General features: G+C 58.7%; 19 protein-coding genes. 7 read left to right on the top strand and 12 right to left on the bottom strand.

The window, feature by feature from the left end; all coding sequences use genetic code 11:
• Nucleotides 1-18: 18 nt before the first annotated feature.
• The 4 genes from GIR22_RS24315 to GIR22_RS24300 are packed head-to-tail and all read right to left on the bottom strand — an operon-like array spanning nucleotide 19 to nucleotide 2,637.
• Entirely contained in the window at nucleotides 19-582 is a 564-nt protein-coding gene (locus GIR22_RS24315; protein WP_154745821.1) for a DUF6162 family protein, read from the bottom strand.
• Nucleotides 579-908, bottom strand: a complete 330-nt coding sequence (locus GIR22_RS24310; RefSeq protein WP_154745820.1) for a hypothetical protein — start codon at nucleotides 906-908, stop codon at nucleotides 579-581. Before GIR22_RS24310 ends, GIR22_RS24315 begins: the two co-directional genes overlap by 4 nt.
• Nucleotides 905-1,444, bottom strand: a complete 540-nt coding sequence (locus GIR22_RS24305) for a thiamine pyrophosphate-binding protein (protein ID WP_154745819.1) — start codon at nucleotides 1,442-1,444, stop codon at nucleotides 905-907. The genes GIR22_RS24310 and GIR22_RS24305 overlap by 4 nt, the downstream gene beginning before the upstream one ends.
• Nucleotides 1,441-2,637, bottom strand: a complete 1,197-nt coding sequence (locus GIR22_RS24300; RefSeq protein ID WP_154745818.1) for a PepSY-associated TM helix domain-containing protein — start codon at nucleotides 2,635-2,637, stop codon at nucleotides 1,441-1,443. Before GIR22_RS24300 ends, GIR22_RS24305 begins: the two co-directional genes overlap by 4 nt.
• 249 nt (nucleotides 2,638-2,886) lie before the next feature.
• Between GIR22_RS24300 and leuC the strand changes: the two genes are divergently transcribed.
• Both leuC and leuD read left to right on the top strand, forming a co-directional pair.
• Nucleotides 2,887-4,308, top strand: a complete 1,422-nt coding sequence (leuC, locus tag GIR22_RS24295; RefSeq protein ID WP_154745817.1) for a 3-isopropylmalate dehydratase large subunit — start codon at nucleotides 2,887-2,889, stop codon at nucleotides 4,306-4,308.
• Complete coding sequence (gene leuD / locus GIR22_RS24290; protein ID WP_154745816.1) at nucleotides 4,305-4,919, top strand: 3-isopropylmalate dehydratase small subunit; 615 nt, start codon at nucleotides 4,305-4,307, stop codon at nucleotides 4,917-4,919. Before leuC ends, leuD begins: the two co-directional genes overlap by 4 nt.
• A 39-nt stretch (nucleotides 4,920-4,958) precedes the next feature.
• Here the strand turns inward: leuD and GIR22_RS24285 are convergent, their stop codons facing one another.
• From GIR22_RS24285 to soxR, 4 genes are all read right to left on the bottom strand, one after another.
• The gene (locus GIR22_RS24285; RefSeq protein WP_218581677.1) at nucleotides 4,959-5,873 is read right to left on the bottom strand and encodes a LysR substrate-binding domain-containing protein; all 915 of its coding nucleotides are present in this window, start codon (nucleotides 5,871-5,873) and stop codon (nucleotides 4,959-4,961) included.
• Nucleotides 5,874-5,917: 44 nt separating this feature from the next.
• A complete protein-coding gene (locus GIR22_RS24280) occupies nucleotides 5,918-6,793 on the bottom strand; it encodes an alpha/beta fold hydrolase (protein WP_154745814.1) in 876 nt (291 codons plus the stop codon).
• Between the two features lie 123 nt (nucleotides 6,794-6,916).
• Entirely contained in the window at nucleotides 6,917-7,378 is a 462-nt protein-coding gene (locus GIR22_RS24275) for a VOC family protein (RefSeq protein ID WP_154745813.1), read from the bottom strand.
• Nucleotides 7,379-7,484: 106 nt separating this feature from the next.
• The gene (soxR, locus tag GIR22_RS24270) at nucleotides 7,485-7,925 is read right to left on the bottom strand and encodes a redox-sensitive transcriptional activator SoxR (RefSeq protein WP_154745812.1); all 441 of its coding nucleotides are present in this window, start codon (nucleotides 7,923-7,925) and stop codon (nucleotides 7,485-7,487) included.
• Between the two features lie 101 nt (nucleotides 7,926-8,026).
• Between soxR and GIR22_RS24265 the strand changes: the two genes are divergently transcribed.
• From GIR22_RS24265 to GIR22_RS24250, 4 genes are all read left to right on the top strand, one after another.
• A complete protein-coding gene (locus GIR22_RS24265) occupies nucleotides 8,027-8,392 on the top strand; it encodes an antibiotic biosynthesis monooxygenase (protein WP_154745811.1) in 366 nt (121 codons plus the stop codon).
• A 190-nt stretch (nucleotides 8,393-8,582) separates the two neighbouring features.
• A complete protein-coding gene (locus GIR22_RS24260) occupies nucleotides 8,583-8,852 on the top strand; it encodes a hypothetical protein (protein ID WP_154745810.1) in 270 nt (89 codons plus the stop codon).
• Between the two features lie 323 nt (nucleotides 8,853-9,175).
• Nucleotides 9,176-10,336, top strand: a complete 1,161-nt coding sequence (locus GIR22_RS24255) for a cysteine desulfurase family protein (protein WP_154745809.1) — start codon at nucleotides 9,176-9,178, stop codon at nucleotides 10,334-10,336.
• A gap of 49 nt (nucleotides 10,337-10,385) precedes the next feature.
• Nucleotides 10,386-12,194: an aminopeptidase P family protein gene (locus tag GIR22_RS24250; RefSeq protein WP_154745808.1), complete on the top strand. Its 1,809-nt coding sequence runs from the start codon at nucleotides 10,386-10,388 to the stop codon at nucleotides 12,192-12,194.
• A 60-nt stretch (nucleotides 12,195-12,254) separates the two neighbouring features.
• Here GIR22_RS24250 and GIR22_RS24245 read toward each other — a convergent pair whose 3' ends face one another.
• Together GIR22_RS24245 and GIR22_RS24240 are read right to left on the bottom strand one after the other, a co-directional pair.
• Entirely contained in the window at nucleotides 12,255-12,845 is a 591-nt protein-coding gene (locus tag GIR22_RS24245) for a 2-hydroxychromene-2-carboxylate isomerase (RefSeq protein ID WP_154745807.1), read from the bottom strand.
• A 36-nt stretch (nucleotides 12,846-12,881) separates the two neighbouring features.
• Nucleotides 12,882-13,613, bottom strand: coding sequence for an SDR family oxidoreductase (locus GIR22_RS24240; RefSeq protein WP_154745806.1), 732 nt, complete (start codon nucleotides 13,611-13,613; stop codon nucleotides 12,882-12,884).
• 93 nt (nucleotides 13,614-13,706) lie between these two features.
• Here GIR22_RS24240 and GIR22_RS24235 point away from each other — a divergent pair, with 93 nt between their 5' ends.
• Complete coding sequence (locus GIR22_RS24235; RefSeq protein WP_154745805.1) at nucleotides 13,707-14,267, top strand: TetR/AcrR family transcriptional regulator; 561 nt, start codon at nucleotides 13,707-13,709, stop codon at nucleotides 14,265-14,267.
• A 1-nt stretch (nucleotide 14,268) separates the two neighbouring features.
• Here the strand turns inward: GIR22_RS24235 and GIR22_RS24230 are convergent, their stop codons facing one another.
• Both GIR22_RS24230 and rhtA read right to left on the bottom strand, forming a co-directional pair.
• The gene (locus tag GIR22_RS24230) at nucleotides 14,269-14,550 is read right to left on the bottom strand and encodes a hypothetical protein (protein WP_154745804.1); all 282 of its coding nucleotides are present in this window, start codon (nucleotides 14,548-14,550) and stop codon (nucleotides 14,269-14,271) included.
• 167 nt (nucleotides 14,551-14,717) lie between these two features.
• Nucleotides 14,718-15,605: a threonine/homoserine exporter RhtA gene (gene rhtA / locus GIR22_RS24225; protein WP_154745832.1), complete on the bottom strand. Its 888-nt coding sequence runs from the start codon at nucleotides 15,603-15,605 to the stop codon at nucleotides 14,718-14,720.
• Between the last annotated feature and the right edge of the window lie 205 nt (nucleotides 15,606-15,810).

Below are 15,810 nucleotides of genomic sequence, written 5' to 3'. Positions count from 1 at the left end.
CTTGGATACAGCGTGAATTCAGTGACGGTGCTGGCGGGTGACGCCGGCATCGAATTGCGCGACCACCTGTTGCCAGCCGGCGTCGATCAGTGCCTGGTCAGTGAGGTCGGCGGGTGCCTGGAGATTGGCGCGGCGGTTGAGCCAGATATCCGGCTCGGCACCCTTGACGCGCATCAGCAGTGAGCCACTGACCTGTGGCGTCTGGCTCAAGCCCAGGTAGGTCGATGGCTCCAGCAACTGCCAGCGATGGTTGCCACGGCTCACCGAACTGGCGTCCTGGACGAAGGGTGCAAAACCCTCTTCGGCCAACTGTGCCAGGGTGGGCAGGGCGCTGTGTTCCTCTTGCAGCCAACGGATCTCATCCAGGGTCACCCGCAGGTCGGCGTAGATGCCTTGCTCGGCCGCACTCAGGTCGCGACGGGCGTCCAGTTGGTGGCTGGGCACGGCGGCGACTTCCTGGTGTTCACCACGCAAGGCCACCACGGTTCCAGACACGGCCAGGATGATCAGGCACAACAGCAACACGTAGAGGGTTTCGTGCCCGGCGCCGGCCGGGCGAACGGTTTGGGTCGTGCCGCTCATGGTGCCTGGATATCCGCTTGGTCGATCTCGACAACGTGGCCGGGACCGGCATCAAACAGCACGTAGAACTCGGCGGACGGTTTCTTGAAGGTCAATGTGGAGTCTTCTCCCAGCTTGCCGGGCACCAGGATGGTTTCGTCATAGCCGATCACGTCCAGGGTCACGCCTGGAGCACCGCTGCCATCGGAAAAGCCACCGGTGCATTGGATCTGCTCGCCGGCGATTTCCTTGCATTCGCACATCGGGTTGTGGGCCAGGGCGTCGGCACTGAAACCGGCGCAGAGGATCAGCGCGCCACAGGCGCGGGTCAGGCGCAAAAAGGTCATGGTTTGACTCCTCGTTTGTTCAACCAGGCAATGGTCGCGGGCGATGCCTGGCTCAAGGGAATGGAGGCCTGGTGCATCGCGCCGTCCCAGCCTTCCATGGTGATCCACAGTTCGGCGTCGGCCGGGGTGCGTTCCGGGACCGGCAGCAAGGTGCCCATGCGGTATGGGGTGCCGAAGAAAATCACCCCGGCGGCCCGCAGGCTGCGGGGCTTGCCGATGCGCAGGTAGGTGGCCTTGACCTGATCGCCGCAAGTGGCACACAGGGCGCCAGTGAAGGCTTTCATATAGCCTGCCGGGTCCGGGCGTGGGCCCTCGTTGCGCAATTCGGCGAGTTTCAGGCTCCAGGGGCCGACCTGCACTTCGCCCACTTCCCGTTCGCCCAGGCCGCTGTCACCGCGAAACAGCGCAGCGTCGGCAAAGTACTTGGGCATGAACCCCAGGGGCACCAGCAACAGCAGGATATTGATGTGGAAGCGCCACTTGAGCCAAAGGGCCCGCAGCGGCGAAGACGGTACAGCGACGGTGACCCTGCTCATTGGTTGCCCTCCAGTGCGTCGTTTTGCAGGGCCAAAGCCGGTTGCGGGGCAGTCCTGGCACTGCGCTTGAGGGCATGGAGCGTAGCCAGGGCCGTGCGTTTGCTCCAGATCAGCAGGCCGCTCAAGACCATCATGCTCAGCACCAGGCCGAAGAAGAACCAGATCAGCTTGATCCAGACCCCGCCAAAATCACCGGTGTGCAGCGGGCGCATGGATTCGGTGACGAATTCGAGGGCCGAGCGGTCCGACAATTGGTGCGAGGCCGCGATTTCGCCGCTGTAGGGGTTGATCTCCGCGGTCTGGAACATCAACGGATACCAGCCGCGCCCGCCGATGCGCAAATGGCTATAGGCAGTGCTTGGCAGGCTGATGAAACTGGCTTCCAGGCCCGGGATACGCTGGGTGGCACTGTTGATCGCCTCATCCAGGGGAATCATGGGGGCCGGCACGCCCGGGCTGGACATTGGCACTTTGTCCCGGGTAATCACCGGGACGATGGGTTCGCTGGAGATGGAGATCTGATTGTCGCTGAGAATGGCCTGGATCAGGAACCAGGTGCCAGTGATAGAGATGACGGCAATGAACCAGATCGACCAGATGCCGCTCAGTCGGTGGAAGTCGCCCCAGAAAATTCGTGCGCCATGAGTCAAGCGCAGGGTCGGTTTGAAAAAGCCTTTCCAGAAGCGTTTATAGACCACCAGGCCGGTGATCAGCGAGACCAGCAACGGCAGCCCCAGCAACGAAACCAGGTACCAGCCCCAACTGAATCCATTGGTAAACGGCACCAGCCACCAGCCATGCAAGGCGCGGGTGAATGCCTTGAAGTTGAACGAAGGGCTGATGCCCTGGATTACCCCGGTGTACGGGTTGACGTAAACCTCCACGGAGCGGCCATCGGGATAGCTGAGGTCGACACTCAGGGCGAAGTGCGATTCGTCCGGGCGGCTGAGGGACTCGACGATTACCTGGGGTTCGGCGTGCTTGATGGCGGCGATCACCTGGTCATAGCTGAGCAGTTCGGCATTGTCCGTGGGTTTGTTGGCGCGGATATCAGGGTTGGCCAGCCAGACGATTTCCTGACTGACCACTGCCAGGGTTCCGGTGATGCAGACGATCAGTACAAAGAACCAGATGGGCAAGGCCAGCCAGCTGTGTACCAGAAACCAGATTTTTGAGCGTGACTTCTTCGACATATGAATGAGGGTCTTGGTGGAGGGGGGCAGTGCGGGCCCGGAAAAGGCCGGTCGTAGCTTTTGCTTACGCGATCGGCTGTATCTAAGTTAAGACGGATGAGAATGAGAAATCCCTAAGCCGCAAATGAAAGTAAATGTTTCAAGCTGCATTCATCGAACACGAAACATGTTCCCAGCCATCACCTTGGGGGGATTGATCATGCCCGGTCGCTGCCTATGATGGGGCCATACCGTTGAGTGAGCGCCTTGATGATTTCTGCCAGAACCCTCTATGACAAACACATCGATTCCCACACAGTGTGTCGCCTCGATGACCAAGGGCATGTCCTGCTGTATATCGATCGCCAAGTGATCAACGAATACACCAGCCCCCAGGCCTTCAGCGGCTTGCGTGAAGCGGGCCGTGGCGTGTGGCGCCCAGGCACGGCGCTGGCGGTGGTCGATCACGTAAACCCCACTGCGCCCGTGCGTATTGCTGCGATGCCCGACCCGGGTGGGGCGCGGCAAGTGTCGTACCTGGCACAGAACTGTCGGGACTTCGGTATCGAACTGTTGGATATCCTCGACAAGCGCCAGGGCATCGAGCATGTCATCGCCCCGGAGCAGGGCTTTATCCTGCCGGGCATGGTGATCGCCGCCGGCGACAGCCACACCACCACCTACGGTGCCTTGGGGGCGTTCGGCTTTGGTATCGGCACTTCGGAAATCGAGCATTTGCTGGCCTCGCAGACCCTGGTCTACAAACGCCTGAAAAGCCTGCGGGTGACGGTGAGCGGCGAGTTGGCCCCGGGCCTGACTTCCAAGGACGTGATCATGGCGCTGATCGGCAGGATCGGTGCCTCCGGTGCTACCGGCTATGCCATCGAGTTCCGCGGTTCGACTATCGACGCCCTGAGCGTCGAGGCGCGCATGACCATCTGCAATATGGCCGTGGAAGCGGGTGCAAGGGGGGCTTTCATGGCGCCGGACGAAAAAGTCTTCGCTTATCTCAAGAGTAAGCCCCGGGCGCCGAAGGGTGAGTTATGGGAGCTGGCATTGCTGGAGTGGCGAAAGCTGCGCAGTGACGATGACGCTGTGTTCGATCAAGAAGTCGAACTGGATGCCAGCGCTCTTGAGCCCATGGTCACCTGGGGTACCAGCCCCGACCAGGCCGCGCCGATTGGCGCCCGGGTGCCCGACCCGCAAGACATCAGCGACCTGATCCTGCGCCAGGACATGCGCCGCGCCTTGACCTACATGGGCCTCAAAGCCGGCATGCCCCTGAGCGAGATTGTTATCAGTCACGCCTTTATCGGCTCCTGCACCAACGCGCGGATCGAAGACCTGCGGGACGCCGCCAGCGTGGTGCGTGGCAAGCATGTGGCCGAGCACGTACGGGCAATGATTGTCCCTGGCTCCACCGAAGTGCGCGACCAGGCCGAAGCCGAGGGTCTGGCGGCGATTTTTATCGATGCTGGCTTTGAATGGCGCCAATCGGGTTGCTCTATGTGCCTGGCAATGAACGACGATGTGCTGGAACCAGGCGACCGTTGCGCCTCCAGCACCAACCGTAATTTCGAAGGTCGCCAGGGCGCGGGTGCCCGCACTCACCTGATGAGCCCTGCGATGGTCGCGGCGGCCGCCATTACCGGGCGCCTGACCGATATTCGCCACTTTGGAGACCGCACATGAGCTTGCAACCGTTCACGCGGGTGACCGGCAAGGCCGCGCCGATGCTGGCGGCCAACATCGACACCGACGTCATCATGCCCAAGCAATTTCTCAAGGGGATTGACCGTAATGGCCTGGATCGCGGGGTGTTCTTTGATTTGCGCTTTTTGCCTTCCGGTGAGCCCAATCCCGACTTCGTTTTGAACCAGCCGGGCTGGCAGGACGCGAGCTTTATGGTCGTGGGGGCTAATTTCGGTTGTGGTTCCAGCCGCGAGCATGCAGTTTGGGGCTTGAAGCAGAAGGGCATTCGGGCGCTGATCGGCAGCAGCTTCGCCGGGATTTTCTATGACAACTGCCAGCGTAATGGGGTGTTGTTGATCACATTGGATGAGTCGGTACTGCAGCGGTTGGGGCAATTGGTCAGCCGGCCTGAACAGGCGCAGATCAGTGTGGATCTGGAGGCGCAGGAAATTCAGCTGGTGGATGGCCAGGTGATCCCGTTCCAGATTGATACCCTGCGCAAGACCGCGTTGCTGCTCGGGTTGGATGCAATTGGCAGCACGCTGCAGCGTGCCGAGCAAATCAAGGCCTTCGAGCGTGAGCATCTTTTGGCCAACCCCTGGCTGAGTTGACACATATCCCTGCAGGCATGAGCGTGCTCCTGCAGGAGCTTATAGAGACAGGCTTTTGAAATGCCCCTGCAAAAACTCCACACACGCCCGCAGCTTTCCTGAATGCGCCAGCCGCGTTGGGTACACCGCCCAGACATTGGCGCTCTGGGTGTAGTCATGCAGCACCTGCACCAGCTCGCCTTGCTCCAGCAGCGGTCTCACGTCCCACAACGAACGCAACAGCACCCCACGCCCGTCCAGGGCCCACTGCAAGGCAATCTCGCCGTTGTTGGACGATAACGGCCCGCGCACGCGAACGTTCTCTTGCGCACCGTCACGCTCCAGGCTCCAGATGCCAAAAGCGTTGTCTCGCTCCTTGATCACCAGGCAGTCGTGTTGCTCCAGGTCGCTTATCTGCAGCGGTGGGCCACGGCGCTGCAGATAAGAGGGGGCGGCGCACAGTATCCGTCGGTTGCTTACCAACTGGCGCCCGATGTGCTGGCCAGGGATGTCGTCGCCCACGCGAATCTCCAGGTCAAAGCCTTCGTTGATGATATCCACCACCCGATCGAACAGGTCCAGGCGAATCTCCAGGTCCGGGTGCTGTTCGGCCAGCAACGATAGGGCCGGCGCCACGTGCTTGCGGCCGAAACCGAAACTGCAGCACAGGTGCAAGCGGCCACGAGGGCTGTCGTGGGCGTCGGACAGTTCATCGGACAACTGCTGGAAATCTTCGAGGATGCGCAAGGCCCAGCGTTGCACTCGCTCACCGTCTTCGGTCAGGGCGACACGGCGGCTGGTGCGATGTAACAAGCGGGTGGCAAGGGTACTTTCGAGGATCTGGATGCGCTTGCTGACATAGGCTGGGGACAAGCCCAATTCATCGGCGGCCGCAGCGAAGCCAGCCTTGCGAATCACAGTCAGGAATACCCGCAGATCTTCTGGCAGCGGTGCAGTATTTTTCTTGTGGGTCATCAGGAACACGCATGGCGGCATGAGCCGCCAGAATAGCATCGGGATCAGCGCAGGAAGGCCATGACTTCGTCGAGCAGTAACCCGGGGGCCTCTTCGGCAATGTAGTGCCCGGTAGGCAGGGCCTTGCCATGTACATCGGTTGCGACGTGCCGCCATTCCTTGAGTGGTTCGAAGCAACGGCCGACGGTGCCCTCGGCGCCCCACAGTACCAGCAACGGCAGGTTCAGGTGATTGCCGGCTTCGATGTCGGCGCGGTCGTGTTCAAGGTCGATACCGGCAGAGGCGCGGTAGTCTTCACAAATGCCTTGGGCGGCTCCAGGCAGTTTCAGGCAGCGCAGGTATTCGGCGAAGGCTTGGTCGGTGAATGGCTTGAGGCCGGCACTGCGACTGCCCATGACGCTACGCAAATAGAGCTCGGGATTAGCTTCGATCAGGCTTTCCGGCAACGGCGCCGGGCGGATCAGGAAGAACCAGTGCCAGTAGGCGCGAGCGAAGGTTTCATCGGTTTGCGCATACATCGCAAGCGTCGGAGCGATGTCCAGCAGTACCATGCGCTGCACGACCCCCGGATGATCCAGGGCCAGGCGGTGGGCGACCCGGGCTCCACGGTCGTGGGCCAGGATCGAAAACTCATCGAAGCCCACGGCTTTCATCAATTCGACGTTGTCCCGGGCCATTTCCCGTTTGGAATAGTGCGTGTGCTGGTCATTGCCCGGTGGCTTGCTGCTATCGCCGTAGCCACGCAGGTCGGCAGCGACCACGGTGAAATGCTCGGCCAATTGTTCGGCAACCCTGTGCCAGATGACGTGGGTCTGCGGGTGGCCGTGCAACAGAAGTAGGCCGGGACCTGTGCCACCTTTGCGGTAACTGATGTCTACGCCGTTGACGTAGCGCTGGTCCTTTTGGAATCCGGCGAACATGGAATGACTCCTCGAAGTGATTGCCTGCATCCTGGAATCACTCGGCACCTGGAGCAAGGGGGAAAGCGTGGAGGGGGTGTTCATGAAGTGTGTTGAAGGGGCAGGCCCCTTCAACACAGGGTTTCAACTTTGCTGGAACATCGCTGCGGCCCGCTGCCGAATCTGCTCCTCGGTCAGGTCTTCCTTGTGCGTGGCCAGAAACCACACATGGCCGAACGGGTCCTTCAGTGTTGCGCTGCGGTCGCCGTAAAACTGATCTTTTGGCTCGGATACCGCGATACCTCCGGCAGCTATAGCCTGCTTGTACTGCTTGTCGACATCCTCAACATACAGGTGCAAGCCCACACTGGGGGGCTCTTTTCCGGGGCTGCCAAACGACATTTCACTGCAAGGCGAAGCCATCATGATTGCCGAGTCACCAATGCGCAGTTCGGCATGGCCGATCTTGCCGTCGGGCATGTCCAGGCGCATGACTTCGGTGGCGCCGAAAGCTTTCTTGTAGAACTCGATAGCATCAGCGGCTTTATCGATACCCAGGTAGGGCGTGATGCTGTGATAGCCCGCCGGGATGGGTTTAACGCTCATTACGTTCTCCCTTGATTGTTGATGTGGAAAAAGCAACTGGCTTTCCCAGCCTATTCACTATAGGCCACGACAATCAAGGTCTTGGGGTGTGCCGACGAGGGGCGGTTCAGCTCGGCTCCAGCAGTTGCGCCCCAGGCCCACGCTCGCCGAGCACATCGTCCTGATTGCGCAACGGGCACGCTTCCATCGACAGGCAGCCACACCCGATACAGCCACTGAGTTTGTCCCGCAGCAGCATCAATTTGCTGATGCGCTCATCCAGATCCTCACGCCACAGCGCCGATAAACGGTTCCAGTCCGCCGCCGTTGGCGTGCGGCCGTCCGGCAAGGTCTTCAGGGCCTCGTGGATCGTCGCCAACGGAATGCCCAGACGCTGGGCAATCTTGATAACTACTACGCGCCGCAGCACATCCCGGGGATAACGCCGCTGGTTGCCGGCATTGCGATTGCTTTTGATCAAGCCTTTGGTTTCGTAGAAGTGCAGGGCGGTGACGGCCACGCCGCTGCGAGCGGCCAGTTGGCCGACGGTGAGTTCCTTGGTGACCATGAAAAAACTCCAAAAAGATGCTTGACCTTGACTTAACTAGAGGTTTTGCCCTGCGGGGCGTTGGATCACAAGATTGCTCTTACAGTAATAGGGGAACACTCATGCAGGCATCATCGAAGAGTCGTGGTTTTACCCAACTGATCGAGTTTCAGATCGAGCCCCGTCAGCAATCCGCGTTGGTCTCGGCACTTTCGGAACAGACCGAGCGCCTGGCCCAGGGCTTCGGCGGTTTTCTCAGCGCCAGCGTGCAGGTCAGCGATGACGGGCGCAGAGTGCTCAACTATCTGCATTGGCTGTCCCGTGAGGATGGGGAGGCCGCGTTCAAACGTTTTGAACAGCAGGGTGAGGATTTCTGGACGCTGATTCGGGCGCATCAGGCCACGGCGGTGACCTTTGGATCGTTTCAGATACTGCGCAGCATTGAGCGCAGCCATGACGATGCGTTGCAGTGCCGTCTGAATGGATAGGTGCAACATGCGTTTTCCAGATGCGGCTAACCGGAAAAATGAAGCGCTCGATTCCCTCTAGATCATAACGGGGGCTATCGAAGGAGGTGCCAAGGTTGATAGCGACTATCACGGACGATGATTTTTCACTGTGAAGGAGCGGGAGTAGCCTGTGTTCATTGACTCCAGTCCGATTCGCAGGATATTCGCCATGAACCGTTTTCTCGCTATTGCCTTGTTGCTTGCCATCTCTGTCCTCACCGGGTGTGCGACTCATTCGGCACCTGAGTTGCGGCCTTTTTCGGCCGAAGAAAGCAAGGAGCTGGCCATGGAAGCGCTGAATCGTCGCGGCCTGTCCTTTGACGAATACCATCAGAAGAAAGCCGAACTGAGGGGCCTGCCACAGAAGGCTTTTGGTTTTGATCGCCAGGGTGAAATGAACGCTGAACGGAGCGTATCTCTGCACGGGCGCGCGAGTTGAGTCGAGTGGAGTACTGATAGGTAGCCGAAAGATTCATTTAACTGTTTCTGTCTTTATAGCTTTACGCCATGTCGTGATCACGCAATGGAATGGCACTCGGCGAGTGCGGTGGTTTCCAGGTCGGCCAAGATCATCGCTCGTTCAAACCCTCTCCTCACGCCTCCTGCAGCCTGTTAAGCTGGATTTCAGGAGCGTTCCTACGCACTTTTACATAAAGTGGTCTTCTTTAACGGCGCGTGATCAGGTAAACCAGACGACCTCTGGTTTGATTGTCGCCCCTGGGACACTGCTCTCGGGAACATGCTCTGTGAGTCTTTAACGTCATGAATAAACGTCCTCTTTATTTCGACTACGCCGCCACTACGCCAGTGGATGAGCGAGTCATCCAGGCCATGGTCGAGTGCCTGGGGTTCAACGCCAATTTCGGTAACCCCGCGTCCAGCTCCCATGTGTTCGGTCAACAGGCCCGGCAAACGGTTGAGCGTGCGCGAGGGCAGGTAGCTGAATTGGTGGGTGCGCAGGCTGAGCAAATCGTCTGGACCTCCGGTGCCACCGAGTCCAACAACCTTGCGCTCAAGGGGGTGGCTCAAGCCCGGGGCCTGCCTGGTGGGCACATCATTACCAGCCAGATCGAGCACAAGGCGACGCTGGACACCGCGCTCCAGTTGCAGGAAGCCGGGGTTGCCGTGACTTACCTGGTACCGGATGGCGAAGGGTTGATCACGGTTGAGGCTGTCAGTGAGGCGTTGCGCGAAGACACATTCCTGGTGTCGCTGATGCTGGTCAACAACGAGTTGGGCACCCTCAACGATGTTCCAGCCATTGGCGAGCGGGTGCGTGAGCATGGAGCACTGTTTCATGTGGACGCGGCGCAAGGAGCGGGCAAGGTCGCCATTGACCTGGCCCGCTGGCCGGTGGATCTGATGTCGTTTTCCGCTCACAAGCTGTATGGCCCCAAAGGGATCGGCGCGCTATATGTCGGGCCCCGAGCACAACAAAAAGTGCTGGCGCAGATTCACGGTGGTGGCCATGAAGGCGGGCTGCGCTCCGGCACCCTGGCGACTCACCAGATCGCCGGGATGGGCAAGGCGTTTGCATTGGCGGGCGCATCCTTTACTGAAGAGAAGACGGCCATTGTCGCGCTACGCCAGCGCCTGCTTGAGCAACTGAATACGATTGCCGGCGTGCGCTTGAACGGCAGCGCCACTCAGCGCATTCCCCATACCTTGAGCCTGACGTTCGGCGAGGGTGAGTTCAATTCTGCAGTCTTGAGTACCGGCATCGCTTTTTCCGCCACTTCGGCATGTAACTCGGCGAACAATGCACCGAGCCATGTGCTTCTGGCCTTGGGCCATGACGCTCGCAGCGCAAGTCGCACTATTCGCCTGAGCCTGGGGCGTTTTACCACCGAGCAGGATATTGATCAGGCGGTGCAGTTGATCAAGACTGCGCTGGCCAGCGTGCCGGCCTTTTGGGCGGTTTGATCGATCATCGGCAACGCATAACAATTATTAGTGGTTAGCAGGAGACACAATGAGCACGCAGTCTTTGAGCCATGGAACGGTTCCCCAGCGCCTTGCGCACACTCGTGAACTGATGAGCCGCGAGGGCATTCACGCCCTGTTGGTGCCATCGGCCGACCCGCACCTGTCTGAATACCTGCCGGGATACTGGCAAGGACGCCAATGGTTGTCGGGTTTTCATGGTTCGGTGGGAACCCTGATTGTCACTGCGGATTTTGCCGGGGTCTGGGCGGACAGCCGTTACTGGGAACAGGCAACCAAGGAGCTCAAGGGCAGTGGTATCGAACTGGTGAAGTTGCAACCGGGCCAGCCCGGGCCGCTGGAATGGCTGGCGGAGCAAACTCCGGAAGGTGGTGTGGTGGCGGTGGACGGCGCGGTCATGGCTGTAGCATCGGCGCGGACCCTGGGTGGCAAGCTGGAGGAGCGTGGCGCACGCCTGCGTACCGATATCGACCTGTTGAGCGAGGTCTGGCAGGACCGTCCGGCCTTGCCTGAACAGCCTATCTATCAGCACTTGCCACCCCAGGCCACCGTCAGCCGAAGCGAGAAACTCGCCACCTTGCGGGAAAGCTTGAAGGTTAAAGGCGCCGACTGGCATTTCATCGCCACCCTGGATGACATCGCCTGGTTGTTCAACCTGCGCGGCGGTGATGTCTCATTCAACCCGGTGTTTGTGTCCTTCGCCTTGATCAGTCAGCAGCAGGCAACGCTGTTTGTTGCCCCGAGCAAAGTCGACGAGGCTCTGCGAGCCGTGCTGGAGCAGGATGGCGTGACCCTGTGTGACTACAGCGAAGTGGTCGGTGCCCTGCGTGCAGTGCCTGCGGGTGCGAGTGTGCAAGTTGATCCTGCGCGAGTGACGGCGGGGTTGCTGGGCAACCTGGGCGATGGCGTCAAGCTGATTGAGGGGCTTAATCCAACTACCTTGGCCAAGTCTCGCAAGAGCCTGGCCGATGCCGAGCACATTCGTCAGGCGATGGAGCAGGATGGCGCTGCCTTGTGCGAATTCTTCGCCTGGCTGGACAGTGCGTTGGGCCGCGAGCGTATTACTGAGTTGACCATCGATGAACACTTGACTGCGGCTCGTGCCCGTCGTCCGGGTTATGTGTCGCTGAGCTTCAACACCATTGCTGCCTTCAATGCCAATGGCGCGATGCCTCATTACCATGCGACTGAGGAAGAGCATGCGTTGATCGAAGGTGATGGCTTGTTGTTGATCGATTCGGGTGGCCAGTACCTGGGCGGCACGACCGATATCACGCGGATGGTGCCTATTGGTACGCCGAGCCAAGAGCAGAAACGCGACTGCACTCGAGTACTCAAAGGTGTCATCGCCTTGTCCCGAGCGCATTTCCCCAAGGGCATCCTGTCGCCGTTGCTGGATGCTATCGCCCGTGCGCCTATCTGGGCCGAAGGTGTGGATTACGGCCATGGTACTGGTCATGGCGTCGGGTATTTTCTCAATGTCCATGAAGGTCCGCAGGTGATTGCCTATCAGGCGGTCGCGGCGCCCCAAACTGCCATGCAGCCGGGCATGATTACCTCTATCGAGCCTGGAACCTACCGTCCGGGCCGTTGGGGCGTGCGTATCGAGAACCTGGTGTTGAACCTCGAAGCGGGCAAGACCGAGTTTGCAGAGTTCCTCAAATTCGAGACGTTGACACTGTGCCCGATCGATACCCGTTGCCTGGAGCCGTCATTGCTGACGTTGGATGAGCGCCAGTGGTTCAACGACTATCACGCGCAGGTGCGTGTGCGCTTGAGTCCATTGCTCAGTGGTGCTGCGCTGGAGTGGTTGCAGGTGCGCACAGCGGCTATATAGGTCCTCGCCGGCGCCGCTTGCAGTTGTTTGCAGGTGGCGCTCAAGAGTGATGAGTGAGGTTCAACTCAGGGCTTCACGCACAAAGTCCAGGCGGTCCTGGCCGAAGAACAACTGGTCACCTACAAACATGCTGGGGGCACCGAAGACGCCGCGTTGGATGGCGCTTTCTGTCTTGTCCTTGAGTGCGGCTTTCACTTTGTCGTCGTTGCTCAGCGCCAGCACTTCTGTGGGATCGAAGCCGTTTTTGGTCAGAACGTCTGCAACCACGTCCGGGTCCCCCAGGTGGCGGCCCTCGACCCAGAGGGCGTGAAACAGACAGTTGATGAGGTCGATAGATCGCTCTGGCTGGCGCATTTGAATGCCGGTGACCGCACGCATCAGTGTCAGCGTATTAATGGGAAAGTGTGGGTTGAAGTTGAGCGGGACGTTGTAACGTCTGGCATAACGCGCCAAGTCCTGGAACATGTAGCGGCCTTTGGCGGGAATGGTGATGGGAGACGCATTACCGGTGGCCTTGAAGACACCACCCAGTAGCATTGGTTGATAGACCAGTTGGGTGCCGGTTTCGGCGCACAGGCTCGGTAACTGTGTGTGGGCAAGGTAGGTGGCAGGGCTGCCTAGGTCGAAGAAAAATTCCAGTGTTTTACTCATGATTCGTGCTCGCTGCTTATTGTTATGGGAATGTGCTTACCAGGGCTCATTCCAGGGGCGCAGGTCCAGTTCGAAGGTCCAGGCGTCTCGGGGTTGACTGTGCAGGTGCCAGTAGTTATCCGCTATGTGTTCGGGGTTGAGGATGCCGTCTTGATCCTTGAGGGCGTATTTTTGTGGAAAATTGTCGCGTATGAAGTCGGTGTCGATGGCGCCATCGACCACTACATGAGCCACATGGATATTTAGAGGCGCCAGTTCTCGCGCCATACTTTGTGCCAGGGCGCGGATCCCGTGTTTGGCGCCAGCGAATGCAGCAAAACCAGCAGCGCCGCGCAGCCCGGCCGTGGCACCGGTGAACATAATGGTGCCCCGCTGGCGGGCGACCATTCGCTTGGCGACTTCCCGGGCATTTAGAAATCCTGAGAAGCAAGCCATTTCCCAGATTTTGAAATACTTGCGGGCGGTTTCTTCCAAAATGCTGCAGGGCACGTTGGCGCCGATGTTGAAGACAAAGGCTTCGATGGGCCCCAGCTCGGTTTCGATCTGTTCGATCAACGCAATGACCTCTTCTTCTTTACGCGCATCGCAAGCAAATCCATGAGCCTCACCGTCGGCCGCCAGAATGCTGTCCACCAACGGTTGTAGTTTGTCTGCGCTACGCCGTGTGACGCAGGCGACATAACCTTCGCGGGCAAAACGCTTGGCGATTGCACCACCGGTCGCATCACCCGCGCCGACGACCAGCACGATTTTTTTCTTGTCTGTCATGGGGGCAGGTCCTTTAGTAAACGATCGTTAGCTAAACGAACGTTATGCTACGATCTGCAGAGCGTCAAGGTGATAAATTCAGTGAGGTAGGTAATGCGTTATTCGGCCAGCCATAAGCAGGAAACCAGAGAGAAACTGCTGGACAGCAGTGCGGCCCTGGCCAAGAAAGAAGGATTTTCCAGTGTTGGTGTAGACGGCTTGATGAAAGCCATCGGCCTGAGCGGTGGAGCCTTCTATAGTCACTTTTCTTCGAAAGATGAACTGTTCAGCTCGATTGTCGAGCGAGAGCTGAGCCATAGCCTTGAGCGCTTGAACGGCAGCGGTGCCCAGAGCCGTGAGAGGCTGGATCGTTGTCTCAAGTTGTATTTGAGCCTGGCTCATGTGGAGCAGGTGGAAGCGGGCTGCGCTTTGCCTAGCCTGGGTGCCGAGATCGCACGGTCTGATGCAGCAGTGCGCCAGCAGGCACAGGATTGGATTTGCAAGTTGCAGGCGGGATGGGCCGAGACGCTGGGCAGCGACAGTCTGGCATGGGCCGTTCTGTCGCAATGCGTCGGTGCACTGGTTGTGGCACGGATGATGGTCGATCCGCAGATTCAAGCGCAGGTGCTGTCATCGAGTCAAGAAGTGCTCAGCCAGCAGATGGCAGGTCTGTGAATTACTTGCAGATGACGATCATGCTGCGGCTGGTATAACCGGCAGGGTTAAGGCCAAACGGATAATCACCCGGCTCCTCGGCGTTATCGCCTGACTTGGCAATGACCCGATATCCTTTGGTGCCGCATGAATTGGCTGCGCTGCCATAGCACTGCTCCCAAGAAGAGGATAGGCCCGAGCAGTTGATGTGCAGCCCTTTTTTGCCCCGCTTTACTTCTGTCTTGGTGGTCGCGGCACAGCCGGCGATGGCCACGATGACTAGCAGTATTAAAATTCGCTTCATTCCCATCCTTAATAGCCGCTGCGCGGAGATGCTCGAAGCTGGCTTTGCTCGCTCTCGACTGTAGCGTTCTTGATGTCCCTATCGGAATTTTCCATGACTGGCGCTGGGTTACAGCCTAAACATGGCCTAATTGAGCGGCAAATACCAGAGCTACGTTAAATCCTGAATTAATCTGCTGGGACTAATGGCTTTGAGTCATTGCGCATGGTCAGGGTCGCGCCAACAGAGGCCAGGATGATGCAGGTGATGGCCAACCATTGGGCCAAGGACAGGTATTCCTGAAGAAAAAATAACCCTGACAGTGCGCCGAATGCCGGCTCGATGCTCATCAGCGTGCCGAATGTGCGCGCGGGGAGGCGAGTCAGGGCGACCATCTCCAGGGTGTAGGGCAGGGCAGTAGACAAAATGGCCACGCCAATGGCTATGGGAATCAGTGAGGGGGTTAGTAAGGATGCTCCTGCATGGACTATTCCGATTGGCGCAACAAATAATGCGGCAATCATTACGCCCAGGGCGGCTGTCTGGACGCCGTTATCTGCTCCGGCCTTTTGGCCAAACAGGATGTAGAGTGCCCAGCAGACGCCGGCACCTAATGCGTAGGCGGCGCCTTTCAGATCAATCCCACTACTGGCCTCTCCGATGGGGATTAGCAGCAGGAGGCCGATGATTGCCAGGCCGATCCAGAGGAAATCGACCGCACGACGTGAAGCATAAATAGCCACTGCCAGTGGGCCTGTGAACTCTAGCGCTACGGCAATTCCTAACGGTACGGTTTGCAGGGACATATAAAAGAGAAAGTTCATCCCTCCCAAGGCCATTCCGTAGACGACTACCGTACGTAGCGATTTGGCGGTGAGCGTGGCGCGCCACGGACGTAATAGCAGCAGCATAATGATGCTGGCGAACACAAGGCGAAGGGTGGTAGTGCCTTGGGCGCCCACGATGGGAAACATGCTTTTGGCCAACGATGCGCCTGACTGTATGGATGCCATGGCAATTAATAGCAGCCCGACAGGGAATAATGCCGAGGCTAGGTTACGAGGCGAGGTGGTCATTGAGGGTGTTCGTCCAAAGTCATAAAAAAGAAGCAGGGCGGCTATGATGCTTAACTGTTGAGGATTGAGCAATATATTGCTCAATTGCCGTGCTTTCGTCTTTTATATAGGCGGGATTTGTTGTTGCTTGGAGATATTGATAGAAAAGCAAAATTAAGGGTTGACGGCAGATTCTGGAAGTCTATAATTCGCCCCACTTCCGGCA

It is taken from the genome of Pseudomonas karstica, from assembly GCF_009707515.1.
GTDB classification, from domain to species: Bacteria; Pseudomonadota; Gammaproteobacteria; order Pseudomonadales; family Pseudomonadaceae; genus Aquipseudomonas; species Aquipseudomonas karstica.
The sequence above is the reverse complement of the archived record's forward strand: the minus strand, read 5'-3'. Positions and strand labels throughout refer to the sequence as shown.

What these genes read in the sequence shown, in the direction of transcription:
- GIR22_RS24275 (WP_154745813.1), bottom strand. Translation starts at nt 7,378, where the DNA reads ATGAGCGTTAAACCCATCCCGGCGGGCTATCACAGCATCACGCCCTAC.
- GIR22_RS24245 (WP_154745807.1), bottom strand. Translation starts at nt 12,845, where the DNA reads ATGAGTAAAACACTGGAATTTTTCTTCGACCTAGGCAGCCCTGCCACC.
- GIR22_RS24265 (WP_154745811.1), top strand. Translation starts at nt 8,027, where the DNA reads ATGCAGGCATCATCGAAGAGTCGTGGTTTTACCCAACTGATCGAGTTT.
- GIR22_RS24240 (WP_154745806.1), bottom strand. Translation starts at nt 13,613, where the DNA reads ATGACAGACAAGAAAAAAATCGTGCTGGTCGTCGGCGCGGGTGATGCG.
- soxR (WP_154745812.1), bottom strand. Translation starts at nt 7,925, where the DNA reads ATGGTCACCAAGGAACTCACCGTCGGCCAACTGGCCGCTCGCAGCGGC.
- GIR22_RS24285 (WP_218581677.1), bottom strand. Translation starts at nt 5,873, where the DNA reads ATGACCCACAAGAAAAATACTGCACCGCTGCCAGAAGATCTGCGGGTA.
- GIR22_RS24305 (WP_154745819.1), bottom strand. Translation starts at nt 1,444, where the DNA reads ATGAGCAGGGTCACCGTCGCTGTACCGTCTTCGCCGCTGCGGGCCCTT.
- GIR22_RS24310 (WP_154745820.1), bottom strand. Translation starts at nt 908, where the DNA reads ATGACCTTTTTGCGCCTGACCCGCGCCTGTGGCGCGCTGATCCTCTGC.
- GIR22_RS24260 (WP_154745810.1), top strand. Translation starts at nt 8,583, where the DNA reads ATGAACCGTTTTCTCGCTATTGCCTTGTTGCTTGCCATCTCTGTCCTC.
- GIR22_RS24300 (WP_154745818.1), bottom strand. Translation starts at nt 2,637, where the DNA reads ATGTCGAAGAAGTCACGCTCAAAAATCTGGTTTCTGGTACACAGCTGG.
- leuC (WP_154745817.1), top strand. Translation starts at nt 2,887, where the DNA reads ATGATTTCTGCCAGAACCCTCTATGACAAACACATCGATTCCCACACA.
- GIR22_RS24230 (WP_154745804.1), bottom strand. Translation starts at nt 14,550, where the DNA reads ATGAAGCGAATTTTAATACTGCTAGTCATCGTGGCCATCGCCGGCTGT.
- GIR22_RS24255 (WP_154745809.1), top strand. Translation starts at nt 9,176, where the DNA reads ATGAATAAACGTCCTCTTTATTTCGACTACGCCGCCACTACGCCAGTG.
- GIR22_RS24235 (WP_154745805.1), top strand. Translation starts at nt 13,707, where the DNA reads ATGCGTTATTCGGCCAGCCATAAGCAGGAAACCAGAGAGAAACTGCTG.
- GIR22_RS24250 (WP_154745808.1), top strand. Translation starts at nt 10,386, where the DNA reads ATGAGCACGCAGTCTTTGAGCCATGGAACGGTTCCCCAGCGCCTTGCG.
- leuD (WP_154745816.1), top strand. Translation starts at nt 4,305, where the DNA reads ATGAGCTTGCAACCGTTCACGCGGGTGACCGGCAAGGCCGCGCCGATG.
- GIR22_RS24315 (WP_154745821.1), bottom strand. Translation starts at nt 582, where the DNA reads ATGAGCGGCACGACCCAAACCGTTCGCCCGGCCGGCGCCGGGCACGAA.
- rhtA (WP_154745832.1), bottom strand. Translation starts at nt 15,605, where the DNA reads ATGACCACCTCGCCTCGTAACCTAGCCTCGGCATTATTCCCTGTCGGG.
- GIR22_RS24280 (WP_154745814.1), bottom strand. Translation starts at nt 6,793, where the DNA reads ATGTTCGCCGGATTCCAAAAGGACCAGCGCTACGTCAACGGCGTAGAC.